General features: G+C 44.8%; 19 protein-coding genes. 4 read left to right on the top strand and 15 right to left on the bottom strand.

What is annotated here, in order from left to right:
- Window positions 1-15: 15 nt before the first annotated feature.
- Genes MARGE09_RS09075 through MARGE09_RS09055 form a run of 5 tightly spaced genes read right to left on the bottom strand, consistent with a single transcriptional unit; the run spans window position 16 to window position 5,452 of the window.
- Window positions 16-285: a K+/H+ antiporter subunit F gene (locus MARGE09_RS09075; RefSeq protein WP_236987015.1), complete on the bottom strand. Its 270-nt coding sequence runs from the start codon at window positions 283-285 to the stop codon at window positions 16-18.
- A complete protein-coding gene (locus MARGE09_RS09070) occupies window positions 279-782 on the bottom strand; it encodes a Na+/H+ antiporter subunit E (RefSeq protein WP_236987014.1) in 504 nt (167 codons plus the stop codon). The genes MARGE09_RS09075 and MARGE09_RS09070 overlap by 7 nt, the downstream gene beginning before the upstream one ends.
- The gene (locus tag MARGE09_RS09065) at window positions 772-2,292 is read right to left on the bottom strand and encodes a monovalent cation/H+ antiporter subunit D (protein ID WP_236987013.1); all 1,521 of its coding nucleotides are present in this window, start codon (window positions 2,290-2,292) and stop codon (window positions 772-774) included. The genes MARGE09_RS09070 and MARGE09_RS09065 overlap by 11 nt, the downstream gene beginning before the upstream one ends.
- Window positions 2,292-2,657, bottom strand: a complete 366-nt coding sequence (locus MARGE09_RS09060) for a Na+/H+ antiporter subunit C (protein WP_236987012.1) — start codon at window positions 2,655-2,657, stop codon at window positions 2,292-2,294. Before MARGE09_RS09060 ends, MARGE09_RS09065 begins: the two co-directional genes overlap by 1 nt.
- Entirely contained in the window at window positions 2,657-5,452 is a 2,796-nt protein-coding gene (locus tag MARGE09_RS09055; protein WP_236987011.1) for a monovalent cation/H+ antiporter subunit A, read from the bottom strand. The genes MARGE09_RS09060 and MARGE09_RS09055 overlap by 1 nt, the downstream gene beginning before the upstream one ends.
- Before the next feature lie 433 nt (window positions 5,453-5,885).
- On the opposite strand from MARGE09_RS09055, the gene MARGE09_RS09050 reads away from it, so the two are divergent.
- On the top strand, window positions 5,886-6,329 hold the full coding sequence (locus MARGE09_RS09050) for a phosphate-starvation-inducible PsiE family protein (RefSeq protein ID WP_236987010.1): 444 nt from the start codon (window positions 5,886-5,888) through the stop codon (window positions 6,327-6,329).
- 374 nt (window positions 6,330-6,703) lie between these two features.
- Window positions 6,704-7,432 (top strand): 3-deoxy-D-manno-octulosonic acid kinase, encoded by a 729-nt coding sequence (locus MARGE09_RS09045; protein ID WP_236987009.1) that lies wholly within the window; start codon window positions 6,704-6,706, stop codon window positions 7,430-7,432.
- Between the two features lie 17 nt (window positions 7,433-7,449).
- Here MARGE09_RS09045 and MARGE09_RS09040 read toward each other — a convergent pair whose 3' ends face one another.
- The gene (locus MARGE09_RS09040) at window positions 7,450-8,103 is read right to left on the bottom strand and encodes a YceH family protein (RefSeq protein ID WP_236987008.1); all 654 of its coding nucleotides are present in this window, start codon (window positions 8,101-8,103) and stop codon (window positions 7,450-7,452) included.
- 109 nt (window positions 8,104-8,212) lie between these two features.
- Between MARGE09_RS09040 and MARGE09_RS09035 the strand changes: the two genes are divergently transcribed.
- Both MARGE09_RS09035 and MARGE09_RS09030 read left to right on the top strand, forming a co-directional pair.
- Complete coding sequence (locus tag MARGE09_RS09035; protein ID WP_236987007.1) at window positions 8,213-9,598, top strand: DNA recombination protein RmuC; 1,386 nt, start codon at window positions 8,213-8,215, stop codon at window positions 9,596-9,598.
- A 10-nt stretch (window positions 9,599-9,608) separates the two neighbouring features.
- Entirely contained in the window at window positions 9,609-10,097 is a 489-nt protein-coding gene (locus tag MARGE09_RS09030; RefSeq protein ID WP_236987006.1) for a YchJ family protein, read from the top strand.
- 1 nt (window position 10,098) lies between these two features.
- Here MARGE09_RS09030 and MARGE09_RS09025 read toward each other — a convergent pair whose 3' ends face one another.
- From MARGE09_RS09025 to MARGE09_RS08985, 9 genes are all read right to left on the bottom strand, one after another.
- Window positions 10,099-11,109 carry a hypothetical protein gene (locus MARGE09_RS09025; RefSeq protein ID WP_236987005.1) on the bottom strand — a complete coding sequence of 337 codons (1,011 nt, stop codon included), beginning with the start codon at window positions 11,107-11,109 and terminating at the stop codon, window positions 10,099-10,101.
- A 12-nt stretch (window positions 11,110-11,121) separates the two neighbouring features.
- Window positions 11,122-12,273, bottom strand: coding sequence for a glycosyltransferase (locus MARGE09_RS09020; RefSeq protein ID WP_236987004.1), 1,152 nt, complete (start codon window positions 12,271-12,273; stop codon window positions 11,122-11,124).
- 18 nt (window positions 12,274-12,291) lie between these two features.
- Complete coding sequence (locus MARGE09_RS09015) at window positions 12,292-12,912, bottom strand: class I SAM-dependent methyltransferase (RefSeq protein WP_236987003.1); 621 nt, start codon at window positions 12,910-12,912, stop codon at window positions 12,292-12,294.
- A complete protein-coding gene (locus tag MARGE09_RS09010) occupies window positions 12,905-14,428 on the bottom strand; it encodes a glycosyltransferase family protein (protein ID WP_236987002.1) in 1,524 nt (507 codons plus the stop codon). Before MARGE09_RS09010 ends, MARGE09_RS09015 begins: the two co-directional genes overlap by 8 nt.
- On the bottom strand, window positions 14,425-15,486 hold the full coding sequence (locus MARGE09_RS09005) for a glycosyltransferase family 2 protein (protein WP_236987001.1): 1,062 nt from the start codon (window positions 15,484-15,486) through the stop codon (window positions 14,425-14,427). Before MARGE09_RS09005 ends, MARGE09_RS09010 begins: the two co-directional genes overlap by 4 nt.
- Before the next feature lie 17 nt (window positions 15,487-15,503).
- Window positions 15,504-16,232 carry a DUF4197 domain-containing protein gene (locus tag MARGE09_RS09000; RefSeq protein ID WP_236987000.1) on the bottom strand — a complete coding sequence of 243 codons (729 nt, stop codon included), beginning with the start codon at window positions 16,230-16,232 and terminating at the stop codon, window positions 15,504-15,506.
- Between the two features lie 32 nt (window positions 16,233-16,264).
- On the bottom strand, window positions 16,265-17,428 hold the full coding sequence (locus tag MARGE09_RS08995) for a TRAP transporter substrate-binding protein (RefSeq protein ID WP_236986999.1): 1,164 nt from the start codon (window positions 17,426-17,428) through the stop codon (window positions 16,265-16,267).
- Between the two features lie 97 nt (window positions 17,429-17,525).
- On the bottom strand, window positions 17,526-19,724 hold the full coding sequence (uvrD, locus tag MARGE09_RS08990; protein ID WP_236986998.1) for a DNA helicase II: 2,199 nt from the start codon (window positions 19,722-19,724) through the stop codon (window positions 17,526-17,528).
- Between the two features lie 192 nt (window positions 19,725-19,916).
- Window positions 19,917-20,453, bottom strand: coding sequence for a hypothetical protein (locus MARGE09_RS08985; protein ID WP_236986997.1), 537 nt, complete (start codon window positions 20,451-20,453; stop codon window positions 19,917-19,919).
- Between the last annotated feature and the right edge of the window lie 2 nt (window positions 20,454-20,455).

Below are 20,455 nucleotides of genomic sequence, written 5' to 3'. Positions count from 1 at the left end.
CAAAATAAGAAGCGCTTACTCAATCAAGTCGCCACGTAGAATGTATTTACACATTGCAGCAGTACTCACAAACCCCAGCATGGCAATTAACAATGCCGCTTCAAAATAGAGTGCAGTACCGGCAGAAATGCCAAACAAAATGATTAATGCAATGCTGTTTATGTACATTGTGTCTAATGCCAATATTCGATCGGGCCTGCTAGGCCCTTTAAATAGCCGCCATAAATTAAGCATCAAGGACGAACAAACCAATACAGTCGCCACCATTATTGCCGCGTTTAACATTCAAAAATCTCCATAAGCGGTTGCTCATAACGCTGTTTGATTAATGCAATAAGCGCAGCTTTATCCGAGAGTTTAAGTACATGCACATACAGCCATTTTTTATCTTCGGAAACTTCTGCACTCACCGTGCCTGGCGTTAAAGATACTGTACTAGAGAGTATGGTGATGGGTAGATCATGCTCAAGGCTTAAAGGGACAGCGATAAAAGCCGGGCGCAATTTTTTTGCAGGGCCAACCACCAATACCGCCACCTCAAAATTTGCCACAACGATATCGCCCAAAACCATTAGAGCATAGCGGATAGTCACCATAGGTTTGTGAAACCTTGGCTGGGGATCTTGCATACCCGATGTAAGCAAAGGGATAACAAAAGCTAAAAAAGCACCTAAAACAATATGCCCCGGCGCTACAGTGTTGTTAAGCAGCAACCAAACAACAAAAAGCAGCAAAGAATGCACCGGCATAGGTAGCAAACGAAAACGCGGTTTAGTATTCATTAGCGCCCTCCTGCGGCAGGGTTACCTCGGTTTGCGGCCCCCTTTCGTGCAGCTGCACCGCAGCTAGCTGGGTGTAGTGAGTAACGGGACCTCCAAAAATCACTAACAACGGAGACATAAACAGTAGCAGCGCAACAGCAATAAATTTTAACGGGGATACACGATCCTCATTCCCGCCATCACCTCCAGCTGCTCGCCAAAAAATAGTAGTGCCTGCACGCGATAAGGCCACTAGACTTGCCAACCCAGCCAATAAAACAACCGGCCACACCCAAACCATTTCCTGCATACCTTGCGCAGCTTGCAGTATGAGCACCTTGCCGACAAAACCCGATAAAGGCGGCATACCTACAACCGTCAATGCAGCAATAAAAAATGCTATACCAATGACTTTTGCGTGCTTCATTTCACGCGCAATAACATATCGATCCTCAGCTTTGCCACGTTGCTTGCCGATAATATCCGAGAGCAAGAATAAGGCACCTGTAATCAAAGTGGAGTGGAGCATATAGTAAAGGGCTGCAGAAGTAGCCGCTTCGCGCTGCATAGCAACGGCCAATAAAAGCGAACCCACCGAAACAACCACCAAGTTAGAAGTTGTTAAACGTAAGCTGGGGCTTGCAAGCACACCCACTGCACCAAAGGCTACAGTGAGCAGCGCCAAGGGCCACAACCAAGGTATGGTAATATCCGCCAAGGCTCCCGCACCCTCTCCAAAAATCGTCGTATGCACCCTTAAAATACTATAGACACCAACCTTAGTCATAATGGCAAATAATGCAGCCACTGGCGCGCTCGCTGCCGCGTAAGTTTTGGGTAACCAAAAATGCAAAGGTAACAATGCGGCTTTTAAGCCGAAGACAACCAATAACAATAGTCCACCGGCTTTAGCTAAAGATTGCTCCTGCTCACCTAACAGAGGGACTTTATTAGCCATATCTTCAATATTTAATGAACCAACCGTCCCATATAAAGTACCAAGCGCAAACAAGAAAATGCTCGAACCCACTAAATTCAAAACTACATAATGCACATTGGCTTTCGTTTTTTGCTTACCGCCGCCATGTATTAGTAATGCGTATGATGCGATCAGCAATACTTCAAAGAAAACAAAAAGGTTAAAAATGTCGCCCGTCAAAAATGCGCCATTGACCCCCATTATTTGAAACATAAACAACGGGTGAAAATACATCCCCTCTTTATCGTCGCCAGCACAGGCGTAAAGTTGCGCCCCTAACCCCAGCACAGAGGTTAACAATACCATTAACGCCGACAGCCTATCCGCCACCAAAACTATGCCAAAAGGCGGTTGCCAACCACCTAACACATACATTTGCCCCCCATTGTGATGACATTTAAGTAACAGCAAAGCAGACGAAACGACAAGCAAAAGCATAACAGGAACCGCAAAAAGACGGTGCCGGTCAATTGAATGACTTAATGGCGGCAACAGCATTACAACAGCCGCCAGCATCGGAATTAAAATTGGAAGAATAGGCAAATGCTGCATTAATTCCCCCTCTTGTCTTTAGCGCTATATTTAGGCAACTGCTCAGGGGGGTTCCCGTCAACATGATCATTACCCTGATCAGCCCGCGAACGCATCGCCAAAATCACCACAAATGCAGTCATGGCAAAACCAATAACAATCGCCGTTAGTACCAACGCTTGCGGCAATGGATCACTGTATTCGGCTGACTGCCCAAGCACGGCAGCACCATTAAGTTTAAGGCGGCCGCTAGCAAATAAGAATAGGTTTACCGCATAAGACAGCAACGTTAACCCAATAACAACGGTAAACGTGCGCCCCCTTAAAACAAGGAAGAACCCGCACGTGGTCAATATGCCAACACAAAAGGCATAAATGGCTTCCATTAATCGTTCTCCTGAACGTCAACACGTTCACTGGTGGTTAACCTACCCAAATTAGCCAATATCAGCATAACGGCACCAACCACCGTCAGGTACACCCCTAAATCAAATAGCAATGCGCTGGCGAGTTCAAATTTGCCAACCCAGGGTAATTCAAAATAATCGAACCACGTTGATAGAAACGGTTCGCCAAAGATCCAGCTACCCAACCCTGTCACCGTAGCAATGAGTATCCCGCTAGCAATAACCCACTGATAGTCGATATTAACTCTTGGCTTTATCCACTGAACCCCGTGCGCTATATATTGCTGAATAATGGCTACGGCCGTTATTAAGCCCGCAATAAAGCCGCCGCCAGGCATATTGTGGCCACGCAAGAAAATATACGCTGAAACGAGCAGCGCCAAAGGTAAAAGGCTCTGCGATACCATTTCTAGCATCATTGGGCGCGGATCATTACTCCATGCACGGCCTTTATCATCACGTGTCGACATAGAAATGCGCATTTTGGCAATCAGCTTAAAAATACCTAATGCCGCTATACCTAACACAACAATCTCACCAAGGGTATCAAAGCCCCTGAAGTCAACCAGAATGACGTTAACGACATTCGTACCGCCACCACCGGTTTTACTATTGGTAATAAAGAAGTCTGAAATAGTATTCAAAGGTGTCGTTAACATGGCATAACAGATGGTTCCCATTACGCAGCCAATCAAACCAGAAACTAATAGATCTACGCTTAAACGCCGGTTTGTCGACTCCTTTTGTGTACTTTGCGGCAAAAAGAATAACGCCAACAGCAACAAAATAATGGTAACGATTTCGACAGACAGCTGCGTAAGGGCTAAATCAGGCGCGGAGAATAACGCAAACGCTAAGGATACAAACAAACCAACCACAGACAGGTATATTAGCGCCAGAAAGCGTCGCCTGTGCCATATCACCGTGGCTACAGCACTTAGCACCATTAATAAAGCGCCGATTATTGCCGCACCGTTATAGGGGGTTAACGGTAAAGAACCTGCATTTTTCGTTAAATCCAATAGCGGGTACGAAGCCATAACCAGCGTGGATATCAACAGTAAAAAAACGTACCGCTGTAACGAACCGTTTTCAAACATTTTGATTATGCGCTGGCAATAATTAACTACCGCTTGAACCGCACCTTCAAAAATATACTTTGCATCCGGCTGATGAAAATGTGACTGAAACTCAAAAAGGTGGCGCCGGTTGTAGTAAATGATAATGCCGCCCACCATGGCTAATAAACTCATCAACAAAGGGATATTAAACCCGTGCCATATTGCCAAATTGTGTACCGGAACATAATCAATAAGCATGGCTAAGGACGCTATATTTAACAAATCCTCAATAACAAACGCAGGGAATATGCCGACCAACAAACAAAGCGCTACAAGAACTTCGACCGGTATTCTCACGTAACGAGGTGGTTCTTTTGGCGTCTTTGGTAAACCTATAGGTTGACCATTAAAAAATACATCGTGAATAAAGCGCAAAGAATAAGCAACTGAAAAAGCAGCGCCGATAGTCGCCAGCATAGGAATAACCCAAGACAACGACCCCAACACGCTTTGATTCAGCGTTTCAGCAAAGAACATTTCTTTTGATAAAAAGCCGTTAAGTAACGGCACGCCTGCCATCGAAAGCGCCGCCACAATAGCCAACGTCGCAGTATAAGGCATATATTTCCATAGCCCATTGAGCTTGCGCATATCTCGCGAGCCTGACTCATGATCAATAATACCCGCAGCCATAAACAATGAGGCCTTAAAAATTGCATGGTTGATAATATGAAATACCGCGGCTACGGCTGCGAGGTCTGAGTTCAACCCTAATAGCAGCGTAATTAAGCCAAGATGGCTAATCGTAGAATAGGCAAGTAACCCCTTGAGGTCATGCTTAAATAAAGCAATATAAGCCCCCAGAAGCAATGTAGTTAAACCTGTAAGGCTAACAACAATAAACCAAAGGTCGGTGCCAGCTAGCGCAGGGTAAAAGCGAGCCATCAAGAAAATGCCAGCCTTTACCATTGTGGCCGAATGCAAGTAAGCACTGACAGGCGTGGGCGCTGCCATGGCATGCGGTAGCCAAAAATGAAAAGGAAATTGCGCAGATTTAGTGAACGCACCTAGTAATACTAATATCAAAGCGATGGGGTAATAACCGTGCGAGCGAATAAGATCCCCGCTAGCTAATACCGTATCTAAGTCGTAACTGCCTACAATATTACCAATCAGTAACAGCCCACCCAGTAGCGCTAACCCTCCAGCACCTGTCACTGTTAACGCCATTCTCGCACCCTTTCGGGCTTCAGTGGTATGCGACCAAAAGCTAATCAACAAGAACGAGCTAATACTTGTTAGCTCCCAAAACATCCACAATTGAATCAAGTTGTTTGATAGAACAATGCCAACCATGGCTGACATAAAAAGGATAAGGTAAGCATAGAATCGCCCCATCGAGTCTTTCGGCGAGAGGTAATAGCGGGCATACAAAATTACCAATAACCCGATACCCAGTATCAGCAACAAAAACAGCAGTGATAAGCCATCGATTCGAAAGGCTAGCTCCAGTCCCATCGACGGGATCCACTCAATGGTTTGCCGAATAAATTCGCCATTAAATATATCTGGTGCGTGCATCAACACTAAAATTAATGACCAAGCAGGCAAAAGTGCAACACTAAACGCACAAATATTGCGACCAAAACGCTCTGTTAATAACGGGACCAGTGTGCCCAGTAGCGGCAATAGTACGACCCATAGAAGGTTCATATAAGGGGGCGACTCCAGATTCAGTACGATGCATCAAATAATAGACTGATTTATCAGCCTTGTATCAGTGGGCGTTACTATACACAATGTATTGTTTTTGTAGAAAAGCAATACCACTGCACTTAACTATATCGCTGTCTTTTTAAGCTCCACCTTCTATTTTTTGTTTGTTTTTTGGCCACTCACCATCACAATAAGCCTATGGATTCGCACATTGCGCGGCGCCCTCAAGGCAACTACTTTAAGTACAACATGCCAGAACACGGAAAACGACTGTGCTCGTAAGTGCTCGTTTTACAACATTCTTGTTTAGCGGTACGCTGGCGTCCAGCGCAAGCGTCATGAAAAATTCCTTCACAAGCGCTTATTGCAATGCAAGCTGTGGCTTTGAGCCAACTGCCAGCAGCAATAAGCCCCTTTTATATGGATAAGTATGAAAAACCTTGAAGACTCTGACCCGTTAATATCTCGCCTTTATCAAGTTGTGCGAATTTGTGTTAAAGGCTTAGCTATATTAATGGTGTTTGTGATTATCATGGGCGTCGTCGATGTCGGCTGGACACTCTACCAGCGCCTAGTTACACCCCCATTCTTGATACTCACAATATCCGATATGTTAGCTACTTTTGGCGCCTTTATGGCCGTGCTTATTGCGATAGAAATCTTAATCAACATCACAATTTACCTACGTGACGACGCTATACACGTCAAGATCGTATTGGCTACCGCTTTAATGGCTATAGCGCGAAAAGTGATTATCTTAGATATTAATACCGTAGAGCCCCAATACATTTATGCCATAGCAGCAGTCACCTTAGCGATGAGCATTGGCTATTGGCTAATTCATAAACTGCCCCGCGAAAACCATGTGGATTGATGGGCAACTTTCTTGCGTGTATTTTTTGCTATTACAAACGATTTAGTATTAACAACAGGCGCAATAGCTCTTATTAGTTTCTCATATTGCAGGGGTATTATCTTACTGCTTTTTGCTTTGACGACAGCCCAACAACTGAAAAGCCAAAAGCGGTATTCCCCCTACATGGCGAGCCCTAGAGTGACTAAGCACGTACTGTATGGTTTTAACCGTGGCATTCACGTTACTGCTGTGCTCCCGCTTCCTTTACCGTATTATAGGCATTGGCGGTGCCAGCTACGAGCCGCCTAATGGGCAGTATTTTAGCCTCACTGGCGGCAACTCCAGTATCAACCCGCATCAGCACATGTATTAAGCTGCAATAGGATTACCAAGTGCCTAGTATTGCCAAACTCTCACGAAACCTTCACCTGCTGGACTGCACCAATGGCGCAGTAGATATAACTCAAGATTGGTTTTCGCCCCGTTACTGGCAACAGCAAAAAGCCATTACCGGCCAAAGCTCCGGCCGTAGCACGACCTACTTCATCCAGAACAACAGTGATCATTACGTGCTACGGCATTATTATCGCGGTGGCATGGTACGCCATATCATGCGCGACACTTACGCTTTTAGCGGCCTCAAAAACACTCGGGTTTATGCTGAATTGGAAATTCTTCAGAAACTTAACAATTGGGGGTTGCCCGCGCCGACGCCCATTGCTGGGCTAATTGCCAGAAAAGGTCTCTGGTATCGCGCCGATATCCTTATGAAGCAAATCCCCAACGCCAGAGACTTATTCCAACACTTGCAAAAGCACCGCTTGAGCGCACAAGAATGGCGCAATGTGGGTATGACTATTGGCTATTTTCACCAACACGGGGTTTATCACGCCGATTTAAACTGTCATAACATCATGCGCGACAAGCAAGGAAAGATTTGGCTTATTGATTTTGACCGCGCCAAGTTACAAACAGATGCACAAAATAAAACAAGCTGGACAGCTCAAAACCTCGGGCGCCTTTTTCGCTCACTCAATAAAGAGCTTGGGCGCTGCTCCCAGTTTGCTTTTGAACAACAAGATTGGGAGCAATTACTCATAGGGTATGACAGCATAAAATAGCGCAATAAAGCGCTGCATTAAGCCATTAAATCGTCAAATTGAGCCTTAAGATCTAAAAATGCAGCCTTTAGCTCCGCAAGCTCACCTTCCAACGACTCGACCCTAGCTGATAGTGTCGTATTAGGCAGTGCAACCTCATCAGAGCCTGCTCGAGCATCAACATTTAGCTCAGCACTAAACAAATGGGCCCAGCGGTTCTCACGCTTCCCTGGTTCACGAGGTAACTTTTGAACAAATGGACCTCCAGCATGATCAGACAGCTTTGTTAATACCAACTCCACATCACTAACATCTTTAAAGGAGCATAATCGTGCAGAGCGAGTTCGTAGCTCCCCAGGAGTTTGCGCGCCACGCAAAAAAAGCAAACACAACACAGCAATTTCTTTATCGTTATAACGCACCTCTGCAAATTCACTAGTACCAAAGCGATGTTGATACTTGGCAACACGCGCGCCGGAACGAACCTCAGAAGCCAAGTTCTGAGCAATCAGGCTATCCAGAGCCTCTTGCACATCAACCTCTTCAAACTCAACAACAGGGTCTCGATTACTTTTTTGATTACAAGCATTAGTTAAACTATTTAAAGACAACGGATACTGATCCGGTGTTGTAATGGCTTTTTCAATTAAACAACCAACAACGCGGGTTTCGATCAAACTGAGCTCTTGCATACTTACCCCTCTCATTTTTTATAGGATTAAGCCAGATAAACAGGCCCTTTGGCAAGCGCCCCGCAAAAGCGCATAATTGCACCTTAGCCAAAAGCCCTAAACCATTCATATGCCAGCATTCTTAGAGTCCACCTTACAATCCCCCGCCTTTATTCCTAGCGTCATGCTACTGCTTGGCATACTTATAGGCACTATAGTTCATGCGTTATGGGCAATTAAACGCAGGCAATCCGACTTACAGGTTCTACAAGGCTTAGAAACAAGTGCCGCACAACTTAATACCGAAAACCAACTATTGAACAAACAGTGCGAACAGCAGTATACGCAAATCACCACATTAACGACTCGACTGGAACAAAAAAGCCATCAAGTCGTTCAGTTACACACCCAGCAACAAGAAAGAGAGCGCGCCCATCAACAGCAACTACTGCAATTTGAAAAACAACAACAAGCCCTAAGCACACAATTCGAACATTTAGCACAAAAAATATTTAATGCGAACGGCGCCGAGTTTTCAAAAAAACAAGAACAATCGGTAAAGCTACTATTAGAGCCTTTTCAACAGCAGCTCGGGCACTTTAGCCAACAAGTAGAGCAATTTCAGCATACCCAAGTATCCTCTCATGCCAGCTTAAATACAGAACTCAAACACCTAAAAGCCCTTAACCAAGAAATAACCCAAGAGGCACACAGCCTAAGCAAAGCCCTAAAAGGGGATAAAAAACTCACAGGCACATGGGGCGAAATACAGCTTGAACGCTGCCTGCAGGTTTCCGGTTTAACCAGCGGTGTGCATTATCAACGCGAAGCCAATTTTGTAACCACGCAAGGCCAGAATAGACGGCCAGACTTTATCATCAACCTACCCGACAATAAGCATATTATTGTCGATAGCAAAATGAGCTTAGTCGCATATGATGCTGCCGTATCAGCAGACACAGAACAAGCGCAAAACACCGCATTAGGGCAGCATGTAAAAGCATTACGCAAACACATGGATGACTTAGCCCACAAAGATTACAGCACATTAAACGGCGCAAATAGCCCGCACTTTGTCTTGATGTACCTTGCAATCGAACCCGCCTTTATAGAAGCGCTAAAACACGACACTACACTCTATGAGTATGGCGCACAGAAAAATATTATTTTAGTTAGCAATACAACACTCATGCCCGTACTCAAAACAATATCGAACCTTTGGTTATTGGAAAGAAGCCACTCCCAAGCCTTTGCCTTAGCCGAGCGCGCCGGTGACATTTACCAACAAGTGTCGGTTATCGCACAACGCCTCAGTAAACTTGGGCGAAGCTTACAAACAGTGACCAACCACTATAATGACTCTATAACTGCTATTGTGGGTAAGCAGGGCTTATATGGAAAGGTAGAACGCTTTGGTGAGCTCGCCAAAAATAGTGAGGCGCTACCCGATATAGAAGAGATTCATCAAGATATAGAAGCCCACAAATTATTAGCTCTGACTGAAGAGAAATTGTAAGTATACAAATATGACAAAAAACACCCTTTGCCACTGTTGTTCACGATTAGAATACGAAAATTGCTGCGGCCCTATTCTGGCTGGCAAGCAAAAAGCTGAAACGCCTGAGGCGTTAATGCGCTCGCGCTATAGCGCATTCAAAACTCAAAACATTGATTACCTACTGAATACCACACACCCCAACCATCGAACTAGCGACGACAGGGCAGCATTAGATAAAACGATTGCATCAACGCTCTGGCTAGGGCTAAAGGTTTTACACAGTGAATTCAACAGCGGTAGTGGTACAGTAGAATTTTGTGCCTTTTACAGAGATGTACTGCCTGCAGGAAAAGTAAGCAAAGCTGCTGTTTTACAACTACATGAAGTATCACGTTTTATTCAAGTGGATGAACGCTGGCTCTATAGCCAAGGGCAACATTTACCTGCCATTAAATTAGGGCGTAACGACCTATGCTATTGCGGAAGCGGGGAAAAGCTAAAAAAATGCTGCGCTTAGTTTATCGAGAAAGCAGCTCTTGAAGAACAGCCATAAATCTTTCACGCCCAGCAGGAACTGCATATGCAGGCTTTACAGTTTCGCACTTTAAACTGCGTATAATCGACTCTTCAGATAATTCGGCCTTAAGGGTAAGCCCTTCCTGAGCAATTGCCTTAACTCTTGCGGGCTGATCTTTGGCAACCGCGATTGCAACCGAGGGGACTTTTAACGCTACCGCCTGAGACAGCATATCTCCGCCGCCCAGCACTGCAACCCTAGCACCTTTAATTAATGCCATTAAATCAGCATTTTTTAATTGCTTATGCAGGTAAACACCCGTGTTCGCAAGGGCATCGCCTTGGTAGTTAGGGCCGAGTAAAACATGACATTCTTCACCCGATGCCTCACACCACCGGTTTGCTGCTCGAATAAAAACATCAGTCGCTCTAACCCCATTAATCTGATGGCCGCCACCTCCAGCAGAAAAAACCACATACGAGCTAGCGGTTGCAAAGGGCAGCGTAGCGCTAGGCTCGCTAAATACTGGCCCAATAAAATGGGGGGCAGGCTTTTTTGCCAACAATAGTTTGAATCGCTCAAGCCAGGAAATATCTCCATCGACAAATTTAAACTGCGTAATGCAATGGGCATCAATATTACCAATGCGATTCAAAGCAAATGCACGTTTGCGCTTTTTTTTATGCTGGCTAATAAAAATAACTTTAGCGCCAAGCGACTGAGCAATTTTGTACTGTGCCGCGCGACCAGAGCAATCAAAAACCACAACATCAGGACGGCAATCATGCAAAATAGTGGCAACCTGAGAAGAGCACTTTGTTGGCGATTCATCGGTTAAAAAAACAGGGTAAGAACACTCGCCAGCATAAGGCGCCTGCCGACTCAAAACAAAAGAAATACTTATGTTAGGAAGAGAAGCACTTACCGCATCAGCCAATATAAGTGAGCGCATATACTCACCAACGCCTTCTGGGCCGGAGACGGGGATAAAAAGGATTTTAGATTTAGACATTACACAGCAATCTTATGGCGTCACCAATCGTGAGGGCTTCCGACTATCCGCAACTTGCACCGTACTACCTTCTGGCGCAAAGACTCTTTCAGCTAACTCTAAGTAACGGCTGGCGGCTTTGTCATTTTGGACCTCACTTAGTATCTCAGGATGATAATACTCTGGAGGTTCATCAACATAATTGTTTATTTTTTCAGCTAATGCACTTGAATCACCAGTTTCAACAAGCCATTTAGCTAAGGGGCCTGTTAGTATCTCTCTTGGACCGTAATCACAATCTGAACTAATAACACCAACCCCCAAACTAAGAGCTTCAACAAGCACCATCGCAAAGCCTTCAAAATCAGAACTTAATACCAACGCCTTTGCCTGCTTTATCCACGGGTAAGGGTTTTGCTTAAAACCAGGCAATATAACTCGGTCTTCCACACCATACTTTTCTGCAAGTTTGCGGGCCTTGTTGACATTGCGGCACAAACAAACCAGTTTGATCGGCTTTTTGACTTTAGCAAGCGCTTCAAATAAAACATCGTGACGCTTTTGCTTCGCTACGCGTCCTACGTGTATCAAGTAAGGCTCTTGAGGAATTTCATCATCTAACGCATCCGCTAAAGTCGACGTCTCGCTTAACGCTAGAGGGTTGTATATTGTCGTTAGTTTTTGGGGGTTAAGTAGGGCTGACCCGACAATACCGTCCTTAACACCTTGTGATACAGCCACAACACTTTTACCGGTTAGCGACCGAATTGACTGCCGAGTCATCCACCACTTAAACGGCTGCCACCACCGAGGCTTAAGCGTATGCTTAACCGAATTGTGAATTACATATAAGGTACGAGGCAAATTAAGCTTAGCAACAGCTAAGTTGGTTTTTTCAAGGTTTGAGATATGTAAATCGAAGGAACCAATAGATTGACTTAGTGTTGCCAGCAAGCTAGCAATGGCTTTACTGGGGAAAAGCTTTTCATAGCCAGTACGCAGCGGAACGGCATAAATTGGGATCTCACGCGGTAAATCATGCTCACGCACATCATCCAAAACAAGAATACAGCATTCATGCCCTTGGCGAATAAAGGTCTGCGCCAAGGTGAGCATCACCCTTTCGGCGCCCCCTCCGGCTAAACTGTCAATCAAGATTGCAATATTCTTAGAAGATGTTTTCATTAAGTTACTCAGCGCTAGTTATTTCCGCTTAAACCATGAAAACTTTTTGTTGTGCAACGACGAAGAGTAATGACAACGCGAAAGCAATGGAGGGCTCGATTCGACACTCGCTTCTTTAGACGTCACCAGCAACCAAAAACCTTTTGAGTCTTCACTGGCTTGCATGTGATGAAATTCAAAATAGGGGGTCATACGCCGCACCCACCATTCAAAAGGTTGTTGAATTAAATGTGCATTTCGACCGTCAGCTAAGACTTTCTGCGCAGGCCCCGTATGAACAGTTAGGAACCCATACCTTGGCATTTTATTCGCGAGTTCTGTAAGAACATTATCCAAGCATGGGTCTTCAATATGCTCAAGTACATCAATACAGCAAACCAAGTCAGCCGACCGAAAAGAACCATAATCAGGAAAAGCTGGGTCGTAGGGAAAATAATCGAAGTTCTTGACCCCCGCAGCAATCAACCCCTTACGCAAATTACACTTCCCCGCACCATAATCGGCAACACTCTCCAGCTTATTAGTTTCGAAATAATCTGCAACTATTGGCGCATAACCAAGCGAAGCGACGCCATAATTAGGGTTCTTATGCATTTCAACTTGAAGCGCCAAATACTCATCACTAATTACACTACTCATAACACCCCTGAATACGATATCTTTTGTATTTATAATTCACATAGCATACTGCTATGACTTGAAAAATGTATTTCCAACCCTTTCTTTCACCAGCAGCTCGCCTATGAGGAGGGACAAACCCCTTATCAAGCAACTTACAAATCCGATAAATTTTCTTATCGGAAAACTTTTTGTATCGCGAAGACCGAAATAAATCAACAAACAAAGATGGGCGCAACTCCTGATTGCGTATACCACTAACAACGCTACCCAAATCAATTGCCCCCTCGATGATAGCCTCACGCAACTCGTCAACCCAAACTTTGAGATACTTATTTTTTCTAGAAATCCAAGGCTGAATATTCATATCAGTATAATGAAGTAACTTTGTTAACCCCTCTTGATAAGACTCCAGAGAATTCCACTCGGGCTCCAATACAACGCCGACATCAGCAACAGCCATATCCTGCATCAACTGGCTATATGAGTAACGTCCCAAATCCAGCCCATCAACCACATGTTGCGCATCCCAATTTAGACTCCCACAATCTAGCAACATCACACTAAATTGCGGCTTTCGAGCCCCCTCATCCGACGAATAAGCAGACAATAAATTTTTACCTACGAAATCACGAGAATTCAAATCCCGGATATCAAAAAATACCTGCATATCAGAGTCAAGATAAATAGCCCTTCCTTTATAGTTATTCAGCTTAGGGATAAGGAACCGCTGAAAAGAAAACGGGGTTCTTGGACGATTTTCTTTATTGGTTGGTAAAGATATCTCAAAACCTGAACTGTACAAAGGAGTTACCTTAACAGTGCTGTTTGTATTCTTTAAAATGGAATACTCCAGCACTTTTAAAGCCAAAGATTGCTCAATTTCTGCGCCAACATATACCCGAATATAATCATCCATAATAAGGGGGAGTATTTCCACTCCGGTATTCATAATAGTTGCAGCAATCGCACGAAACTGCTTATCAAAAGAAGATTGGCCATTCGATAAGCGCGTTTTTTCGCTTAGCCCTGAGAAATTTTTATTATACTCAGTAGCACCATCAATACCTGCAGTTCGAATTCGTTTAACGCCATTCGATGCGAGTAAAGCGACGGCAGCGTCCGCGCTAAAGTATTTAACAGCAACAACCGGATACTCCTGATTAACTCTGCCAGCCAAACTTGAGTTGTACCAGAGCAGCCGCCCTGCCTCATTCATTTTTCGAAGTAAAGGGATCTTCTCTATGAAATGATCTAACGTAGACAATGAAGGTTTATTATTTTCATGCGGATAAAGAGGCATCAACAAATACCTAGCCTTTTTCTCAATCGCCCCCCCAGCATCATCTAACACATCAATATCAGCGACATGCAATACATCAACATCTATAAGAGATACAACATGATTAATTCCCATTGTAATATAGTCGCCGAGATTAACACTCAGCACTTTTTCAAACGTAGGGCCCTTACCAACAAGCAACCAGTCCTTTTCCTTTAAAGTCAACTGTTCTAAAACACAAGAAAAATGCTTCATAAAACAGTCCAAATCACACAAAGAAGCAGAATAACAAAAAGCAATGGCGATGCGAGGGTATAACACAACTTAATTTTTGCCCTTATTAACTCCTTTCGGATTGTCATGAATAATAAAGAGCGCATTTTAATGCCTAAGCGCTGGTGATGCTCAAAAAAGAAACTTCGATACTCCTCGACCCGAGCATCATTCGACATTTTTGCATTCATCCAATCGGTCAATACATTTAATATCGTTGTCGTTTTACCTCGCCCCTCCTCAAACGCTTTAAAGCGCTCAAAATGCTCAAGACACTCCTGCCCCCACTTAACTGGCCTAACCGTTTTATCATAAATAAAACGCTTGGAATATCGGCTAAGCTTTCTCCTTAGATACTGTTTTAGGTTACGCTTCTTTATTCGGTATGATATTCCAATCGTGTTATTGGCATGCATTCTATACCCCATCAAACGATCAGCAGTATGAGCCAACCGACCATCAAATGCTGCAATATAAGAAAGCCACCAATCATGCGGAACATCAATAGGGAACGGAGCTGCCTGATCAAACAACTCTCGACGAAACAATGCAGTACACCCATTTACCGTATTAAGGAGGTAAAACTTTTCATACTCACCGCCATCTATAGGCCCTGTTGGCGAATGACTCAAAAGATTCATTCCTATCTTTGAATTATCCGCTGCTATTAAATCAGCATCGCAGTATGCTAATAGCGCATCTTTTTCATGAAGAAATGCAAGGGTTTTAGTTATTTTATCGGTATACCACTCATCATCCTGATCGCATAAAGCGATATATTCACCTCGGCACCGTTTAATTACATGCTCAAAGTTTTTAATATAGCCCAGATTTTTTGCATTTTTATACCACCGAAAATTCTCATGGCATTCGTACTCTACAAGAATAGCTCTAGTATTATCGGTGGAGCAATCATCGGCCACCACAATTTCTAAGCTTGGATAATCTTGCGCTAGCAGACTATCGAGTTGCTGCCTTAAATACCTAGCGCCGTTATACGTCGTAACAGCAATAGAAACCAATGGATATTGATGATTCATGTGACACCTAAAAACAGTTAACGCCCAAACACTGAACCCAGCAAAACACTCCCCTGCTCTACAGGGTTTTCTCGTATTTTTTTCTCTTCTTCCGCGATTTGGGTGAATAATGCGTCCAAGCCCAAATTGATAACGCGAGACTCCAAGTCTAAGTCTGGTTTATTAGGGATAGGAGCCAGTTTGTAAGCGTTTAATAGCTGTTTATAATCACCATAGAAGCCCAATTGCGCAAGCTGCTCTTTCGCGATTTCTTGGTAACGCTTGCGGATACCATCTTCTGTTTGTGATCGAAAAAACTGAGTAGCTGCGCTATCGCCGCCGCGCACAATCCCAATAGCATCGGTGACATCCATGCTTTTAATTGCATCAATTAAAAAAGGCTTAGCTTGTGCGGCTGCTTTTTCAGCGCCACGGTTCATTAAAGCCTCAACATTATCAATATACCCACCAAGACCAAAGCTACGCAGGGTGTTAGCTATATTTTGAATATCTTCCGGCATTACTATTTTAAACTGCGTATTATTAGCGTAACCGCCACTTTCACTTAAAGCGTCAGTTGCGCGCACGGCGCTCAATTCCAACGCCTCTTTTACAGCAGACGATAGCTGTGCAGGGTTATAGCCCAAAGCTTGGGATAATTGCGCGCCAGAATCAGCGACCTGCCCCAAGTTAGCACAGCCTCCTGTTGCAGCCAGCGCAACAATAAACGTCGATTTAACCATGCCTCGTCGTAGTTTCATCACCATTTATAGGCTCCACCAATAGATTTATTAAGTATTTAGTGCTGCAAAGAAAGCGGCAAAGCGGCTTCCCTTGCATCCAAATAAGCTTGCTCACTCAGCATATGATAGCCACGCACTTTATAAAGATAATCACTGTAGTGTTCATAAACCCTTTTAAATAACGGGTCATTGGCGGCATATTCCCCATAAAGCTGCTCGCTCATTTTCGCAAAACTCTTTAGTACATCATCTGGAAATGGTTTTACCGCAACATTATGCTCATTGACCAACTCCACCAAAGCATCATTGTTACGCGCGGTATATTCATCTAGCATATCTTGATTCACTGTTCGCGCAGCGGCTTCTATCATGCTTTGTAAATCACCTGGTAGGCCTTGGTAAGCCTCTTTATTAACGATAATTTCCAATGTTGGGCCAGGTTCATGCCAGCCAGGATAATAGTAGTATTTAGCAATTTGATGAAAACCGAATGCTAGATCGTTATAAGGCCCAACCCACTCTGTAGCATCGATAACACCAGACTGTAAGGCGGTATAAAGCTCACCACCAGGGATATTAACAGCCGTACCGCCAGCGCGAGAGAAAACGTCGCCACCTATTCCTGGTATACGCATTTTTAAGCCCTGAATATCATCAAGACTATTGATTTCTTTGTTAAACCAGCCGCCCATTTGCACACCCGTATTGCCCGCAGCAAAAGGGACTAAATTGTGCTCTGCATAGATTTCACGCCACAGGGCCAAACCGCCACCATAATGAAGCCAACCGTTTAACTCTTGCGCCGTCATGCCGAAGGGGACTGATGTAAAAAACACTGTTGCCGGAATTTTACCGCGCCAATAATACGCCGCGCTGTGCCCCATTTGCGCACTTCCGGATGATACCGCCCCAAACACCCCCATGGCAGGCACTAACTGGTTGGCACCATAAACTTTGACTTTTAGCCTGCCATTACTCATTTTATCCAGCAACTTGGCAAAGTTTTCTGGCGCCGCGCCTAAACCAGGAAAGTTCTTAGGCCAAGTCGTCATCAATGACCACTCATAAACAGTTTGCTCACTAGGGGATGAATGACCGGTCTCGCTATGCTTAGGCAGCTGCTTGCCCTTAAAAACCAAACCACCCGTCAAGCCGACCACCACTAGCATTAAGACAGCAATAATTGAAGGATAAATTAGCGTTTTATTTGTAGATTGCATAAATTATTCTTATTAAGTTTTTATATTGGCACGCACTTAAAAACACTAAAAGCATCGCCAAAATACACAAGCCCGTTTTACTCTGTCGCTATATCGCTTAACGCTCGACGGCTTGAAGCTTTGCGTATTGCATCATCAGCCATTTACTACCAGCGTCGGTAAAAGCCACATTTACCCTAGCGCCAGGCCCGCGCCCTTCAAATTGCAAAATTACCCCCTCGCCAAATTTAGCATGGGCTACACGCTGCCCCAGCTTAAACTCACCATCACCTTCATCACTGTATGCAGCTTTTAATGCGTTATCTTTGCGCACATTAGCGACATTCGCAGGGCGAGTAACGACGGCTTTTAAGCGAACTTCTTGAATACATTTTTCGGGTATTTCACGAATAAATCGCGACAACGGATTATACGTTTCCGAACCGTATAAACGGCGGCTTTCTGCATGCGTTAATACGAGCTTTTTCATTGCGCGTGTAATGCCGACATAACACAACCGACGCTCTTCTTCTAAGCCCTCGGCACTATCGGCCGACATTTTATGTGGAAATAAATTCTCTTCCACACCAGCAATAAATACCAGCGGGAACTCAAGCCCCTTTGCACTGTGCAATGTCATCATTTGCACAGCATCCTGATACTCGTCTGCCTGCTGCTCTCCAGAACCTAAGGCTGCGTTATCAACGAACTCGGCAATGGGAGCTCGATCTGCATCTTCGGCGTTAAACGCACGACACGCGTTTACAAGTTCTTGCAAGTTTTCAATCCTGGCCTGCCCGCGCTCGCCTTTTTCCTTTTGATGGAACTCATATAAACCACTGGCGTTGATTACATACTCAACTTGCTCAGCCAATCCTAAACTATCAATACCACCTTGCAATTCATCAAGCAACGCCAAGAATGCTTTTATGCAGTTAGCCGCACGAGCGGGCAATACATTATTAGCGAGCAAAGCGGCGGCTGCATCAAATAGGCTGCAGCCTTGCTCTCTTGCGGTCAAACGCAAGGCCTCTAGTGATTTTTCACCAATGCCTCGTGTGGGGGTATTAATTACGCGCTCAAATGCGGGGTCGTCATGGCGATTTAATACGAGGCGTACATAAGCTAAGGCATTTTTAATTTCCATGCGCTCATAAAAGCGCTGCCCGCCATAAATCCGGTAAGCGATGCCCTCGCGCAAGAAGGTTTCTTCCAGTACGCGTGATTGAGCATTAGAGCGGTACAAAACCGCAGAAGAAGCTAAAGAGTTACCCTCTTTTTGCCACTGTTCAATACATTCGGCAATATAACGCGCTTCGTCCTGCTCATTAAAAGCGCTATACAAATCTATCGGGTCGCCATCACCATCTTCGGTCCAAAGTTGTTTGCCCAACCGACTATTATTATTTTGAATAACCGCGTTGGCAGCACTTAATATGGTATTGGTCGAACGGTAGTTTTGCTCTAGCTTGGTTACCGCCGTATTGGAAAAATCTTTTTCGAACTGCTGAATGTTTTCGATTTTTGCGCCACGCCAACCATAAATAGACTGATCGTCATCCCCCACACCCGTTACCCAGCAGGCATTACCCGCTAACACCCGCAACCATGCATACTGCACACTGTTGGTATCTTGAAACTCGTCCACCAACAAATGTACAAAACGGTCTTGGTAGTGTTTTAGCAATTCTGGGGACGACAGCCACAACTCGTGTGAGCGCAACAGCAGCTCGGCAAAGTCGACTAAACCACTATTTTGGCAAGCCTCCTCATACGCGCTGTAAATCATTTTCATTGTGGTCGTATAGGGATCGTGACTATCTTGAATGTGCTGCGCCCGCAGGCCTTCATCTTTGCTGCCGTTAATAAAATATTGTGCTTGACGATGCGGCCAGCGCTTTTCATCAATTTGCAAAGCTTGGTAAACGCGCTTAATCACCCGAAGCTGATCATCGCTGTCGAGAATCTGAAAATTTTCTGGTAACTTGGCTTCACGCCAGTGCATCTTTAATAGTCTGTGTGCAATACCGTGAAAAGTGCCCACCCACAAACCACTGAAACGATTTGGGCCACCCACATCTCCTAGCAACTGCTGTAAACGCTCGCGCATTTCACGCGCGGCCTTGTTGGTAAATGTTACCGCCATTATTTGGTTTGGTGCTACGCCTTGCACCTGTATAAGGTATGCAATGCGATGCACTAGAACGCGCGTTTTTCCGCTACCAGCTCCAGCCAAAATCAATTGATGGCATGGGCTAGCGCATACTGCTTCGCGCTGAGGAGTGTTGAGTGAGTCTGTAAGGTGTGTAATATCCATGGCGGCATTCTATAGGCTTTTTGGTTCGCCTACCAAAGCATCACGGCTATTTCATGAATTTAGATAGCTGGCTAGGGTAAAAGCCAGCTCTAGGCCCCTCAAACCGGCTAGATATGACAGGGGAGGATATAAAGACGCCCAGCAAGCAACAACGCTAAAACGGCAAAGTATGCCGCTTGCTCAACATAACAACTAACGAATAACCTCTGTTGCTTGCATCTCCACATAAGGTTTTGCCACCTTTGCCTTGTATTGTAGAGGCAATAGTTTGGGCCGGCTATCAAGGGCAATAGCTAGCGCACGCGTCGTTTTTTGACCACTAACACCGGTATGCTCCACCCAAATATGAACGTAGCCCAGCGCCGCAGCCTCAGCTGTAACTGATAAAGGCATAACAATGCGCGACTTGCCTTGCGAGGAATACTGCGTTTGCCCAGCCAGCAACAAGCCACTTTGTGAGCTTAGCTTCACTACGGTTTCCCCTAACGGCTGCGTACTCAGTTCGACCTCAAGGGGAAGAGCATCGCCCTCTTCTAAGGTGAATTCGGCAGGGCTCATCAAGCGAACCGGCGCACCAGGCTTAACATAAGCAGCCTTAGCTTGTACCTGGGCAGCCACTTTGTGGCCGTTAACCACTTCTGCCGCATGGCTTTGTGCACACATAACGCTAGCAGCAAAAAAACATGCAACCTGCAGTTTAAAGTAGAACCTAGTTGTTATTTTCGACATAA

Source organism: Marinagarivorans cellulosilyticus, assembly GCF_021655555.1.
GTDB lineage: Bacteria > Pseudomonadota > Gammaproteobacteria > Pseudomonadales > Cellvibrionaceae > Marinagarivorans > Marinagarivorans cellulosilyticus.
This window is presented reverse-complemented; position numbering and strand designations above follow the sequence as displayed.